At 68.4% G+C, this 13,963-nt stretch carries 11 protein-coding genes and 1 tRNA gene; 5 read left to right on the top strand and 7 right to left on the bottom strand.

What is annotated here, in order from left to right; genetic code table 11:
* Positions 1-6: 6 nt before the first annotated feature.
* The gene (locus KXC42_RS16055) at positions 7-1,452 is read right to left on the bottom strand and encodes a zinc-dependent metalloprotease (RefSeq protein ID WP_024101466.1); all 1,446 of its coding nucleotides are present in this window, start codon (positions 1,450-1,452) and stop codon (positions 7-9) included.
* A 115-nt stretch (positions 1,453-1,567) separates the two neighbouring features.
* Between KXC42_RS16055 and KXC42_RS16050 the strand changes: the two genes are divergently transcribed.
* On the top strand, positions 1,568-2,593 hold the full coding sequence (locus tag KXC42_RS16050; RefSeq protein WP_006550272.1) for a PDZ domain-containing protein: 1,026 nt from the start codon (positions 1,568-1,570) through the stop codon (positions 2,591-2,593).
* Positions 2,594-2,656: 63 nt separating this feature from the next.
* Here KXC42_RS16050 and KXC42_RS16045 read toward each other — a convergent pair whose 3' ends face one another.
* Positions 2,657-3,262, bottom strand: a complete 606-nt coding sequence (locus tag KXC42_RS16045; protein WP_006550273.1) for a PPA1309 family protein — start codon at positions 3,260-3,262, stop codon at positions 2,657-2,659.
* Positions 3,263-3,454: 192 nt separating this feature from the next.
* Between KXC42_RS16045 and KXC42_RS16040 the strand changes: the two genes are divergently transcribed.
* Entirely contained in the window at positions 3,455-6,469 is a 3,015-nt protein-coding gene (locus KXC42_RS16040; RefSeq protein WP_219129266.1) for a UPF0182 family protein, read from the top strand.
* Positions 6,470-6,564: 95 nt separating this feature from the next.
* Here the strand turns inward: KXC42_RS16040 and KXC42_RS16035 are convergent, their stop codons facing one another.
* Entirely contained in the window at positions 6,565-7,089 is a 525-nt protein-coding gene (locus KXC42_RS16035) for a transglycosylase family protein (RefSeq protein ID WP_006550275.1), read from the bottom strand.
* Positions 7,090-7,554: 465 nt separating this feature from the next.
* On the opposite strand from KXC42_RS16035, the gene KXC42_RS16030 reads away from it, so the two are divergent.
* Positions 7,555-7,631 (top strand) — tRNA-Met (locus KXC42_RS16030).
* Positions 7,632-7,681: 50 nt separating this feature from the next.
* On the opposite strand, the gene KXC42_RS16025 is transcribed toward KXC42_RS16030, so the two are convergent.
* The 3 genes from KXC42_RS16025 to KXC42_RS16015 form a co-directional block, all read right to left on the bottom strand.
* On the bottom strand, positions 7,682-9,385 hold the full coding sequence (locus KXC42_RS16025; RefSeq protein ID WP_064851513.1) for an acyl-CoA synthetase: 1,704 nt from the start codon (positions 9,383-9,385) through the stop codon (positions 7,682-7,684).
* A gap of 221 nt (positions 9,386-9,606) precedes the next feature.
* On the bottom strand, positions 9,607-10,821 hold the full coding sequence (locus tag KXC42_RS16020) for an acyl-CoA dehydrogenase family protein (protein WP_219129265.1): 1,215 nt from the start codon (positions 10,819-10,821) through the stop codon (positions 9,607-9,609).
* 28 nt (positions 10,822-10,849) lie between these two features.
* Positions 10,850-12,244: an acyl-CoA dehydrogenase family protein gene (locus KXC42_RS16015; RefSeq protein ID WP_219129264.1), complete on the bottom strand. Its 1,395-nt coding sequence runs from the start codon at positions 12,242-12,244 to the stop codon at positions 10,850-10,852.
* Positions 12,245-12,410: 166 nt separating this feature from the next.
* Between KXC42_RS16015 and KXC42_RS27380 the strand changes: the two genes are divergently transcribed.
* Together KXC42_RS27380 and KXC42_RS16010 are read left to right on the top strand one after the other, a co-directional pair.
* Positions 12,411-12,644: a MerR family DNA-binding transcriptional regulator gene (locus KXC42_RS27380; RefSeq protein WP_230826275.1), complete on the top strand. Its 234-nt coding sequence runs from the start codon at positions 12,411-12,413 to the stop codon at positions 12,642-12,644.
* Entirely contained in the window at positions 12,571-13,035 is a 465-nt protein-coding gene (locus KXC42_RS16010; RefSeq protein ID WP_257605832.1) for a GyrI-like domain-containing protein, read from the top strand. The genes KXC42_RS27380 and KXC42_RS16010 overlap by 74 nt, the downstream gene beginning before the upstream one ends.
* Positions 13,036-13,080: 45 nt before the next feature.
* Here the strand turns inward: KXC42_RS16010 and hisN are convergent, their stop codons facing one another.
* The gene (hisN, locus tag KXC42_RS16005) at positions 13,081-13,866 is read right to left on the bottom strand and encodes a histidinol-phosphatase (protein WP_219129263.1); all 786 of its coding nucleotides are present in this window, start codon (positions 13,864-13,866) and stop codon (positions 13,081-13,083) included.
* Positions 13,867-13,963 lie beyond the last annotated feature (97 nt).

The raw sequence follows: 13,963 nt of genomic DNA, 5'->3' as shown, positions 1-13,963 counted from the left end.
GTCGTTCTAGGAGGTGCTGTCGTCCCCGGGCCGGTCCTCGCCGGATCCGTCCTCGGCCGCGCGATCCCGTTCGGCCTGCTCACGTTCCATGGTCGCCTGAAGCTGGGCGATCGGATCCTCGAAGGCTCCGGTGCCACCGCCGATCACACGATCGACGAAGGCCGTCGGGTTGTCGAGATCCGACGAGTCCGGCAGCAGGTCGGGATGCGCCCACACATGGTCGCGGGCCTCGGTGCCGGCGTCGGTGGTGAGGCGTCGCCACAGCGCAGCGGCCTCGCGCACCTTCCGGGGCCGGAGCTCGAGGCCGACGAGCGTAGCGAAGGTCTGCTCGGCCGGTCCGCCCGTGGCGCGGCGACGGCGCAGGGTCTCGGTGAGGGCCGAGGCACCCGGGAGCCGCTCGCCGAGCGCGTCGGCGACGACCGTCTCGACCCAGCCCTCGACGAGCGCGAGCATCGTCTCGAGTCGTTCGAGTGCGGCCTTCTGCTCCGGGGTGGTCTGGGGTTCGAACGCGCCCTGCTTGAGGATTTCCTCGAGCTTGGACGGGTCGGTGAGTGCAGACGGGTCGAGTCCCTGGGCGAGATCCTCGATCGACGACATGTCCATGCGGATGCCGCGTGCGTACTCCTCGACGGTCGCCAGCATCCGCTGACGCAGCCACGGCACGTGGCTGTAGAGGCGCTGATGGGCGGCCTCGCGTGCGGCGAGGAAGACGAGCACCTCCTGAGCGGGCTGCTCGAGTCCTTCACCGAAGCTCTCGACCGCGGCCGGCAGGAGAGCGGCGGTGCCCTCCGGGCCGAGGGGGAGACCGATGTCGGTGGAGGTGAGCACTTCCTTCGACAACTGGCCGAGGGCCTGGCCGAGCTGGGAGCCGAAAGCAACCCCACCCATCTGCGAGAACATCCCGAGCATGGGCCCGGCCATCGCACGGGCCTCCTCGGGCAGACCGTTCAGCATCATGCCGTTGACCTGCTCGGCGATCGGATCGCACAGGCGCTTCCACGTCTCGAGGGTGTTGTCGAGCCAGTCGACGGGCGTCCACGCCACGACCTTCGACGCACCCGCGGGCAGCGTGGTGGCCGCGTCGAGCCACAGTTCCGCGAGGCGCGCGGCGTCCGTCACGGCGTCGGCGGTACGGGGCGAGACCGGGTCGACGGACCCGATCTGCTGACGTGCGAGCTTCGTCGCGATGTCGTAGTTGACCGGACCCGAGCCGCCGCCGGAACCCATGGCGCTGCCCATACCGGCGAGCATCTGGCCGAACTGGCTGAGCATCTGACCGAACTGCGCGGGATCGAAGCCCTGACCGCCGAACGGGTTGTCGCCCCCACCGCTGCCGGGGAGTCCGAATCCGAAGGGCATGCCGCCACCGGCCCCGCCGCTACCGGAACCCTCGTCCTTCCTACGGTCGGGGTCGTCGTCGGGATTCGAGAATCCGAAGGGCGTGTCGCTCATGTATCCAACGGTACAAGGCGTCCAGGGCGGGGACCGGCGTCGTGGTCACGCTCATGGCGAACACGACACGGTCGTGGTGTGAAGGGGGTGGTCGGGCGACCGTTACCCTGGCCGGGTGAATCGTCGCTACGTCCTGCCGCTCGCGCTCGTGCTCCCGATCCTCGTCATCGTGGTCGTGGCGTTCAACGTCCGGGCGCCGTACGTGGCGCTCGGCCCCGGCCCCGTCTTCGACACGCTCGGGGAGATCGAGGGCACCCCGGTCGTCGCGCTCGAGGGGATCGAGGAGGACGAGACCGAGGGCAGTCTGTTCATGACGACCGTCGGGGTCACCGACAATCTCACCCTCGCGCAGACCTTCACCGCCTGGATCAGCGGGCGCTACGGCGTGGCGCCGCGCGAGCAGGTCTACCCGCCCGACCGCAGCAAGGACGAGGTCCAGGCCGTCGACCAGGCGCAGTTCGCCCAGTCGGAGCGGTCCGCCGAACTCGCCGCCCTGCACTATCTCGACCTGCCGGTGACCCTTCGGATCGCCGAGGTGGGCCAGGACGCCCCTGCCGCCGGGTTGCTCGAGGCGGGCGACCGGATCGTCGCCGTCGGCGGCGAGGAGATGCGCACGGCCGGCCAGGTCCAGCGCGCGGTCGGCGACGTGCCGCCCGGTGAGTCGGTGGACGTCACCGTCCGGCGCGGCGATGCCGAGGAGTCGTTCGACGTTCCTGTCGGTTCCCGGCCCGGCGACCCGGACAAGGGCTTCCTGGGCATCGCCACCGAGGAGGTTCCCGAGGTGCCCTTCGAGGTCACCTTCAACCTCGCCGACATCGGCGGACCGTCCGCCGGCCTGATGTTCAGTCTGGCCGTGGTGGACAAGCTCAGCCCGGGCCTGCTCAACGGCGGTCTGGACGTCGCCGGTACCGGCACCATCGACTCGGACGGGATGGTCGGTCCGATCGGCGGGATCACCCACAAGCTCACCGCGGCGTCGGAGGACGGCGCGACCGTCTTCCTGGTGCCCGCCGAGAACTGCGCGGAGGCGCAGAGCGGCGCCCCCGAGGGTGTGCAGCTCGTGAAGGTCGAGACGCTCGAGGGTGCGATCGACGCGCTGGCAGCGATCGCGGACGGACGCGACGCGCCCGCCTGCAGCTGATCCCGCCCGTCGGCAGCCGATCCCGCGCGCCGCACGGGGGCCGGCAGTGCGGTGATCGCCCTCTCAGTAGTCGTCGTCGCTCGCCTCGAGGGTCGCGTACAACGCGGCCACGACGTGCGGGGCGAGGTTGTCGTAGGTCCGCAGTTCAGTGCCCGCGAACGGATCGTCGTCGTCGAGGGGGCGCAACTGAAGGAGCGAGAGTGACGGCCCGTCGCGCAGGACCGCGGAGATGAGGCGGGCGGCGCGTCGTTCCGGGTGACTGTGCGCTGCGAGCCGGGCCGCCTCGTCTGCCGCGTGGGCGTCGGCGAGCAATGGCGTGAAGGCGTCGTCGAGTTCGTTCTCGGCGCTCGGCGGCAGCACGACCACCTCCTGCACGAGAGCGCACCCGGCAACCGATCCGGGCCAGGTGGTCGTGGCGAGGAACTCCTCGAGTGCGGGACTGCCGCCCTCGACGTCGTCGGGGAAAGATTCCTGCGCGATCGGGGTGTACTCGTGTCCCTCGTCGAGCTGGTCGGCGAGGGCGGGTTCGGCGGCTGCGAGAAGCACGGTCGGGACGAGCGCGAACATGACGGGAGGGCGGTCCCAACCCTCCGCATCCGCGAAATCGATGATCTCGTGGACGGCGCGCGCGAGTCCTTGTTCGGAAGGTACGGGAAGACGTTGGTTCACCGGCCTATCCTGGCACCCGTACGCGGGTGTGCGCTGCCGGACCTGCGTCGTGCGACCCCCTGTACGAGGATTCCGTAGAGTGGGGCGAAACGGTCACTCCGTGAGAACGAGGCGTGCTCGCACGCTTTCGTCGAGCGCGAGATGTACAGATGCGGTGCGATCGCGCCGCCGGACGAGTTGGGAGCGTGGCACGTGGGCATGAGGCCCCCGACCGGAGTACCTACATTGTCGAAGCGGAGCAGAGTTCTGCTGATCCTGGCAGTGGTGGCCGCAGTGCTGCTCCTGCTCGGACCACGGTTGGTGGACACCTACACCAACTGGCTCTGGTTCGGCGAGGTCGACTTCCGGGACGTATACGTCAAGGTTCTCCTGACCCGGATCGCACTGTTCCTGGCGGTCGGATTGTTCATCGGCGGTGTCGTCTGGCTGGCGATGCTGCTCGCCTACCGGTCGCGCCCGGTCTTCGTGCCGACCACCGGACCCAACGATCCGGTGGCGCGCTACCGCACCACCGTGATGACGCGCATGCGCGCCTTCGGGATCGGTATCCCGGTCGTGCTCGGTGTGCTCTCCGGTCTGGTCGCCCAGGCCGGCTGGGTCACCGTCCAGATGTTCTTCAACGGCGGCGACTTCGGCACCACCGATCCGCAGTTCGGTCTCGACGTCGGCTTCTACGCCTTCGACCTGCCGTTCTACCGCTTCCTGCTCAACTGGTTCTTCGTCGCGATCGTGCTCGGGTTCATCGCGAACCTCGTCACCCACTACATCTTCGGCGGCATCCGCCTCGCCGGTCGCGGGGGAAGCATGTCGACGGCCTCGCGTGTGCAGCTCGCGGTCCTCGCCGGCCTGTTCGTCGCGTTCAAGGCGTTCGCCTACTGGCTCGATCGGTACGAACTGCTGTGGAGCAGCCGCAAGGAACCCACCTTCACCGGCGGTGGCTTCACCGACATCAATGCGGTGTTGCCGGCCAAGCTCATCCTGCTCGCGATCGCCGTCATCTGCGCGATCGCGTTCTTCGCCGCGATCTTCCTGCGCGACCTGCGGATCCCCGCGCTCGCGACGGCGCTGCTCGTGCTCTCGTCGATCCTCGTCGGCGCGGTGTACCCGCTCATGGTCGAGCAGTTCTCGGTGCGCCCGAACGCTGCCGACAAGGAGAGCGAGTACATCGAGCGCAACATCGCCGCGACCCGCGAGGCGTACGGCATCACCGACGACAAGGTGGCGTACGAGGACTACCCGGGTGTGGGCACCACCTCGCCCGAGAACATCCCGGCCGACATCACCACGATCGCGAACGCCCGCCTGCTCGACCCGAACGTGCTTCCCCGCACGTTCACGCAGCAGACGCAGCTGAAGAACTTCTACGGCTACCCCGAGTCGCTCGACATCGACCGGTACGAGCTCGACGGTCGTATGGAGGACTACATCGTCGCGGCGCGTGAGCTCTCGCCGACGAGCCTGACCGGCAACCAGACCGACTGGATCAACCGCCACACCGTGTACACGCACGGCAACGGTCTCGTCGCGGCGCCCGCCAACCGCGTGAACGCCGCCGCGAGTGCCTCGGCGGAGGAGGCCGCCAACAGCAACAGCGGCTATCCCGTCTACTTCGTCAGCGACCTGGCGTCGCTCGCTGCGGAGAACCAGGTCATCCCCGTCGAGCAGCCCCGCATCTACTACGGCGAGGTCATCGCCGAGGCCGATCCGGACTACGCGATCGTCGGCAACGGCGCCGACTCGTCCGGTCCGCGCGAGTACGACACCGACACCGAAAAGTACACCTACACCGGCTCGGGCGGCGTCGACATCGGCAACTGGTTCAACCGGCTCGCCTTCGCCGCGAAGTACGGCGAACGCAACATCCTGTTCTCGAGCGCCATCGGCAGCGACTCGAAGATCCTGTTCAACCGCGACCCGCGTGAGCGCGTGACGAAGGTCGCGCCGTGGCTGACGGCCGACGGCGACGCCTACCCGGCCGCGATCGACGGCCGCATCAAGTGGGTCGTCGACGCGTACACCACGCTCGACTACTACCCGTACGCGCAGCGCGCGTCGCTCGAGGGCCTCGTCGAGGACAGCATCGACCAGAACACCGGCCGGTTGCTGCCCCGCAAGGAGGTCTCGTACATCCGCAACTCGGTGAAGGCGACGGTCGATGCCTACGACGGCACGGTGACGCTCTACCAGGTCGACGATGAGGACCCGGTCCTGAAGGCGTGGATGGGTGTCTTCCCTGATGCGGTGACCCCGCAGGACCAGATCTCCGACGAGCTGCGGGCGCACTTCCGGTACCCGGAGGATCTGTTCAAGGTGCAGCGCGAGATGCTCGCCAAGTACCACGTCGACGACCCGCGCGAGTTCTTCACGAACAATGCGTTCTGGTCGGTGCCGGCGGACCCGACGGTCGACACCAGCGCGAACCAGCCGCCCTACTACCTGCTCATGGGCGATCGCGAGACGGCGGATCCCCGGTTCCGGCTGACCTCGGCGATGGTGGGTTACAACCGGCAGTTCCTGTCGGCGTACATCTCGGTCGAATCCGATCCGGAGAACTACGGGAAGTTCACGATCCTGCAGTTGCCGACGGATACGCAGACCTTCGGTCCGGAGCAGACGCAGAACGCGATGATCTCCGACACCCGAGTGGCTTCGGAACGGACCCTGCTGGAACGGTCCAACCGGATCCAATACGGCAACCTGCTCACCCTGCCCATCGCGGACGGCGGCATCCTGTACGTCCAGCCGATGTACACCGAGCGCAACGCGACGGCGGGTAGCACGTCGACCTTCCCGCAGCTGTCGCGCGTGCTCGTCAGCTACCGGGAGCCGGGTGCCAGCGGTGGCGTCCGGATCGGTTACGCACCGACTCTCGCCGGTGCGCTCGACCAGGTGTTCGGTCCCGGCGTCGGCGACGCGGCCACCGCTCCCGGTGGCGAGGCGCTGCCCACCGCCGAGGTGGAGGACGAGACGCGGGGCGAGGTGATCGAGGGCACCACGGACGAGAACCAGCCTTCCGATCAGCAGCAACAGCAGCCCACCTCGCCGGCGCCGACGACTCCCGCGAATCGCGATGCCGCGGTCGCGGAGCTCGATTCGGCACTCGCGGAGCTGGCCAACGCGCAGACCAGCGGCGATTTCGAAGCCTACGGACGGGCGCTGCGGCGGGTGCAGCAGGCCGTCGATGCCTACGAATCCACTGGCGGCTGAATCCACCGGCGGCTGATCCGGTAACGGAAACCGACACGACGAAGGCCCGCGGTTCGCACCGCGGGCCTTCGTCGTGTTCGCAGAGACGGTCTGCGTCAGCGACCGGCCAGCGTGATATCGACGATCTGCGCGAACTCGGCGCCGAAGCCGTACTGCTGGGCGAGCTGGTTCGCGGTATCGACGGCCTGGGTGACCTCGGCCGGCAACTCGGGGGCGGCCGGAGCCGCGGGTGCCGGAGCCTCGGGTGCCGGTGCGGGCGCCTCGGGTGCGGCGGGAGCCGGCGCGGATTCGGTTGTCAGGTACTGACCGCAGACGGGCCACGCGCCGGGGCCCTGCGTCTGCAGGACGTTCTCGGCGACACGGATCTGCTCCGCCTTCGAGGCTTGGTCCGCGCGGCCGCTGCCGCCGTTGGCCTCCCAGGTGCTCTGCGAGAACTGCAGGCCGCCGTAGTAGCCGTTGCCGGTGTTGATGGCCCAGTTGCCACCGCTCTCGCACTGGGCGACGCCGTCCCAGTTGTGCTGGGCGGCGGACGCGGTGCCGGTGGCGAGCGCGAACGGAACCGCGGCGAGTGCACCGGTGACGACGGCAGTGCGGAATGCACGCGTGCTGAAGTTGGTCATTCTGTGGAGTCCTTCCCGCGCTCGCGGAGCGCGACGGCCCTCGTCGATCTCGCTCGACGGAGAAATGTCTCCGTCCGGATCGGGGACCACGTCGGTTGCGTCCCTGCCCCTCGGGTCTTCGTAGGCACCGGATCCCGCGGGGCAGAGTGGCGGCGACGGGCCGGTGGTGGCTCGGCTGTTTCGAGCCGGGACCGACAGTACAAAGCGCTCCGCGGCGCGTCATCCCCCGCCGGGAGAGGTGTTTGTCCACCTGATGGGATGGGACGATTGAGTCTTCGCAGCTCAGGAAGGTGATAACGGGGGTCGATGCAAGATCGTTACACCGCCGTTATGTGGCGATAGTCATGGTGGAAATGTGAACCGAGACACCTCGGGGTTGCGATTTCGGTTGTCGTCGAGGCCCATCCGCGTCCGACGAGGCGATTTGCATTCCGTTTCCGTGCTCGTGTAGGTTCATTCATGCAACGCGGGGTGGAGCAGCTCGGTAGCTCGCTGGGCTCATAACCCAGAGGTCGCAGGTTCAAATCCTGTCCCCGCTACCACCACGAAGGCCGGTCGTCTCGGACGACCGGCCTTCGTTCGTTCGAGGGGGTCACCCCCGAGCGGTGGTGTACCCCTTCTCGGGATCCTCGGGCAGATCCATCTCCACCAGCACCCGGCGCAGCAGCTTCCCGGTGGCGTTGCGCGGCAGCTCGTCGAGGAAAACCACCTCGCGCGGAACCTTGTACCGGGCGAGATTCGACTTCACGAACGCCTTGATGTCCTCGGCGTTGCGGGAGGAGTCGGGGGAGGGAACCACGAAGGCTCGCAGCCGCTGCCCGAACTCGGGATCGGGGACACCCACCACGGCGGCGTCGAGTATGTCCTCCCGCTCGGCGAGTAGGTTCTCGACCTCGAGCGGATAGACGTTCTCGCCGCCGGAGACGATCATGTCGTCGTCGCGACCGTTGACGAAGAGCAGGCCGTTCTCGTCCCAGTGCCCGATGTCGCCGATCGACAGCAACCCGCCGATGCGTTCCTTGTCGCGACCGTCGGTGTAGCCGGCGAAGGACAGGCCGCTCGAGACGAAGATGCGGCCGGGGACGTGCGGCTCGGTGATGCGGTTGCCGTCGTCGTCGAACAGCACCACCCGACACGTCACGGGAGGGCGACCGGCCGTGCCGGGGGCCTGCCGGATGTCGTCGGGGGTCGCGACCGTCGCGACGGCGCATTCGGTGGAGCCGTACAGGTTGTAGAGCACGTGTCCGAACGCCTCCGTCGTCCGGCGACACACGTCGGGCGAGAGCGACGAACCCGCGGAGAAGACGATCTTCAGGCTCGAGGTGTCGTACTCGGCGATCTTCTCCGGTCCGAGGTCGAGGATCCGCTGCAGCATCGTCGGGACCACCACCAGCACGATCGCTCCGTGCTGCTCGACGAGGCCCAAGGTGTCGACGGGGGAGAAGCGCCGCATCATCACCACGGTCTGACCCAGTGCGAGGGCGAGCGCGAACTGCGAGACGCCGGTGCCGTGGAAGGCCGGGGCGGCCATGAGCATCGTCTGCCCGGGGCGCAGCGGAACCCGATCGAGGAACTGGACCGACGCGAACGGTGACGTGCGGCCGCGCGGCGCGCCCTTCGGGGTGCCGGTGGTGCCGCTGGTGAGCAATACGAATCCACCGAAGACCTCCGGCGCGGGCAGGGACGAGCCGTCCAGCCCTTCGATCGACTGCTCCAGCGTCGGGATGCCGGGGACCTCGTCGTCCGCCCAGGAGACGTACCGGCGCACGTCGTCGGGGAGCGCGGCTGCGACCTCGGCGAATTCGCTGTCGAAGACGAACGTCGAGACCTGTTCGCGCGCTGCGACATCGACGAGTTGCCGCGGCGCGAAACCGGTGTTCATCATCACCAGTCGCACACCGAGCTTGGCGGTGGCGAGCATCGTCAACACGAGACCGCGGTGATTCCGGGCCATGATGCCCATGACCGATCCCGGCTCCACCCCGGCGCGTTGCCACGCACGCACGAGGGCATTGGAGCGGGCCTCGAGTTCCTTGTAGGTGACATCGCCGGCCTCGTCGATCAGGGCGACGGCGTCGAGACCGCGTTCGGCCTGTGCGTGCACGGCGCCGGCGAAGGGGCCGTACTTGTTGGCCGCCATGATCGTCCCGATGCTGTGGTCCACGCGCGGAAAGTGCAGCAGACCTGCGCGATGGAGTACCGCGAGTGATCCGATGGTGTCCTTGACCTGGCCGATCGTGTCGTCGAGCGTGATCCGCCCACTCGTGATCCTGCCGAGAATGTCCTGACCGAGCATCCGTCCCCCTAGCTGTGTGTCGGCGTCAGCACACACAGTAGCCGTGACGTAGCTCACATTCCAGGCAATCTTCCACGGATGATCTTCCTGGAACGGGTAGAGCCCTCGCCGCACCTGCGGCGAGGGCTCTACCCCGATGGATCCTCCGACACGTCCGGTACCGTGCGCAGACACCGGTCCCATCCTTCCGGCGCCCGCGGACGGACCCCATGCCCCGAGCGCTATTTCAGTTCGGAGGACGACTTTCCGAGCACCCGCCGAGCGACGATGAGCTGCTGGATCTGCTGGGTGCCCTCGAAGATGTCGAGAATCTTGGAATCGCGTGCCCACTTCTCGAGCAGCGGCCGCTGCGAATACCCGTAGGTTCCGGCGAGTTCGACGGCCTTGAGCGAGACCGCGGTGCCGGTGCGGCCGGCCTTCGCCTTCGACACCGACGCCTCGAGGGAGTTGGGCTTCTTGTTGTCGGCCATCCACGTCGCGCGCAGCGCGAGCAGGTAGGCGGCCTCCCAGTCGGCCTCGAGCGCGAGGAACTCGGCGGCCGCGGCATGCTGGTTGTTCGCGGGGATGTCGTAGGAGACCTCGACGCCCGCCTCCTTCAGGATCGTGCGCAGTTCCTCGAGTACCGCACGACCGAGACCCACGGCCATGCCGGCCACGATCGGACGCGTGTTGTCGAAGGTCTGCATGACCCCGGCGAACCCCTTCTCGGTGTTCACCTCCGGGGAGCCGAGGATGTTGTCCTTCGGGATGCGGCAGTTGTCGAGCACGAGCACCGCGGTGTCGGATGCCTTGATGCCGAGCTTCTTCTCGAGACGCGCGACCGAGAGTCCGGGAGCCTCGCGCGGCACGACGAACGACTTGATCGCGGCGCGGCCCTTCGACCTGTCGACGGACGCCCACACGACGATGTGCGTGGAACGCTCACCGGCGGTGACGAAGATCTTCTCGCCGTTGAGGACCCACTCGTCGCCGTCGAGCACGGCCGTGGTCGTCACGGCCGCCGAATCGGATCCGAAACCGGGCTCGGTGATTGCCATGGAGGCCCACACCTTGCCGAAGCGTTCGAGCTGCTCGTCGGTGGCCACCGCGGCGATCGCGGAATTGCCCAGGCCCTGGTAGGGGATCGACAGGGTCAGGCCGACGTCGCCCCAGCACGTCTCGATGACATTGAGGAGTCCGGCCATGTTGCCGCCGTTGGCATTTCCGGCGGGGCCGTCCTGCTCGGCCTTGCTGTCGCGGCCGAGCGCGGCACCCGCCGCGCCCTGGCCGGAGTCGTTGAGCCCTTCGACCATCGCGGCCATGGTGTCGAGTTCGACGGGGTACTCGTGCTCGGCGAGGTCGTACTTGCGGGAGATCGGCCGGAAAATCTGCGCGGCGACCTGATGGGCCTGGTTCGCGGAAGCCTTGAGCTTCCGGGGAAGTTCGAGATTGATCATCACAGGTTCCTTGTTCGGGTCGGGCCGATCAGACGAGGACGACGCCCTCGGCGACTCCGATTGCTCGCAGGTCGCGGTACCAACGTTCGACGGGGTGCTCCTTGGTGTAGCCGTGGCCGCCGAGCAGCTGGACGCCGTCGAGGCCGAACTGCATGCCCTTGTCGGTGGCGAGCTTGCGGGCCAGGGCCGCCTCGCGAGCGAACGACAGGCCCTGCTCGGCCCGCGACGCACCGCGCAGGGTGGCCAGACGTAGACCGTCGAGCTCGATCTTGATGTTGGCCACCATGAACGCCACCGCCTGCCGGTGGCTGATGGGCTCGCCGAACGCCTCGCGCTCGTTGACGTAGGGGACCACGTAGTCGAGCACGGCCTGACCGGTGCCCATCGCCAGAGCTGCCCAGCCCAGGCGCGACAGGCGCACGGCGTCGGCGTACTGCTCGGCGCGGACGTCGGCGTCGTCGTCGCCGAGACGTGCCGATTCCGGCACCGCGACGTCCTCGAGCAGAAGGCGGCCCAGTCCGGCGGCGCGCAGGCCCATGCCCGGATCGGCCTCGATCACGACGCCCTTGCTCTTCGCCTCGACGAGGAAGAGGGACGGCTTACCGTCGAGTTCGGCTGCCACGACGAACAGTTCGGCGCTGCCCGCCGCCGGGACGAACGACTTCACGCCGTTGAGCCGGTAGCCGCTGGGGGAGCGCACCGCCTTGGTCTGCAACGCGAAGGGATCGAACAGGGCGCGCGGCTCGGCGATGACGACCGACGCCTGGGGGACATCGTCGCCGGCGAAGGCCGGCAGGTAGGTCTTCTGTTGGTCCTCGGTGCCCCACTGTGTGAGCGCCACGGCCACACCGCTCGGCGCGAGGATCGGCAGGGCCAGGCCCATGTCGCCGTGCGCGAGGGCCTCGGCGACCAGCACGTTGGTGACCACGCCGCGCTCGTCGGCGGCGCCGTCGAACGCCTCGGGTACGTTGACCATGGTGATGCCGAGTTCGGCTGCGCGCGCGAGTAGATCGGCCGGGGCCGCGGCGGCCTCGTCGGCGTCGTGCGCGGCGGGGCGCAGGATCTCGGCGGCGAACTCACGCACCGTCTCCGTGATCATCTGCTGATCGTCGGTCGGGGTGAGATCGAAGAAGTCGGCGTTCTTCGCGGTGGTGAGACGCTGCGGGCCGCTCGCGCCGCCGGACATCTTCTTGAAGGTGCGCGTGGCGGCGCCGAGGGTCTTGAAGCCGGTCTTCGTGGACTGGTACGTGATCCGGTCGATCGTCTCGCGGATCTTGTACCGGTCGGCCAGTTCGGAACCCGTGATCCGGGTGAGCACGCGCATGGCAGCACCCATGGCGTCGCGTTTGATCGGATTGAGGCCGACGGCGGACGTGTCGCGAGGCGTGTGGCGGCCCACGCTGTCTTGCTTGCTCATGATCACCAGAAGTCTCTCGATGCGGCAGCGGACACTCCCGATCTTACTTCTGAGTAAGGTCACTGTCTACCGCGCAGTAAGTTCCGCGGTGGACGCGTGTCGCCCAGCATCGTCCGCTGTGTCGCGAGCACGAGTTGACTCTCACACCGTGTGAGGTCGCAGACTCGGCGCCATGGCCGACACCACCAGGTTGATGTCCATCGGAGAGTTCTCGTCCCTGACCCGGATCAGCGTGCGGATGCTGCGGCACTACGACTCGCAGGGAGTGCTGATCCCCGCCGTGGTCGACGAGGTCAGCGGTTACCGCCGATACCTCCCCGAGCAGACCGCCGATGCCGCGCGAGATTCCGCCGCAGACCTACGTCTGCCTCCGCGGCACCGTCGCCGACTACTCGGCCGAAGGTGAACTGTGGCAACGCTTCATGCCCGCCCTGCAGGAGCAGGGCATCGTCCCGACCGGACCCGGCGGATGCATCGAACACGACGGCGAGTTCCGTGAGTCGGACGTCGACGAATCGGTGTTCCTGCCGGTGGCGCCGGGAACCACGGCCCGCGAGCCGCTGACGGTCCACGAGTTCCCCTCACGCCGGGCGGTCGTCGCCACCGTGACCGGGCCGTACGCCGAATCGATCCCGCGGGCCCACGAGGCGATCGCCGAATTCCTGACCGAACACGGCCTGTCCGCGGCCCGGGTCGACGACGACGTGGCCACCCACCACTTCAACGTCTACCTCGATGATCCGGGCGTCACGAACGAAGCCGACCTCGAGACCGCTGTGCATCGCCCGGTCCGCTGACGAACCCGGCCCCACGCGTGACCATCCGTGCGTGGGGCCGGCCACTCACTTCAGTCGACCGAGCACCTCGTCGTGCAGCGTGCCGTTGGTCGCGACCGCACTGCCGCCGTGCGGACCGTCCGCACCCTCGAGGTTCGTGAACCGTCCACCTGCCTCGCGCACCAGCACGTCGAGCGCGGCCAGATCCCACAGCGAAACCTCGGGTTCGAGCGCGATCTCGAGGGCGCCCTCGGCGAGCAGGCAGTAGGAGAAGAAGTCGCCGTAGGCGCGCACCCGCCACACGTCGTCGGTCAGGGCGACGAAACGATCACGGATGCCACGCTCGTGCCAGCCGCTCAGGCTCGAAAAGCTCAGCGACGCCGACGCGAGGTCGGTCACCTCCGACACCGAGATGCGCCGGGGCTCGGCACCGTCGTGCGACACCCAGGCGCCGCCGTCCGCGGCCGCCCACCACCGACGGTTCAGTGCCGGGGCGCTGACCACGCCCACGACAGGCACACCGTCCTCGAGGAGCGCGATCAGGCTCGCCCAGACCGGTACGCCACGCACGAAGTTCTTCGTGCCGTCGATCGGATCGACGACCCACTGCCGCCCGCGGAAGACCGCGTCGCCACCGAACTCCTCGCCGAGCACCGCGTCGTCCGGTCGCTGCTCGCCGAGCATCTCGCGGATGGCGCGCTCGACGGCGAGGTCGGCGTCGGAGACCGGACTCAGGTCCGGCTTGTCGTCCACCTTCAGGTCCAGCGCACCGAAGCGGTCGCGGGTGATGGCGTCGGACGCGTCGGCGAGTCGGAGTGCGAGGTCCAGGTCGGCGGTGTAGTCGGTGGTCATGGCGGAAACGCTAGCCGCCGTCGTCCGGGGCCGAGCAGCTTGCCGTCCACTCCGGGGTCGGCGCGGTGCTCGACCCGACCGGGCCCTGCCGTGTCGA

Source organism: Rhodococcus sp. LW-XY12 (assembly GCF_019317345.1).
GTDB lineage: Bacteria > Actinomycetota > Actinomycetes > Mycobacteriales > Mycobacteriaceae > Rhodococcus > Rhodococcus pyridinivorans.
Note: the sequence above shows the minus strand (reverse complement) of the source record. Positions and strands in the feature narration are given on the sequence as shown.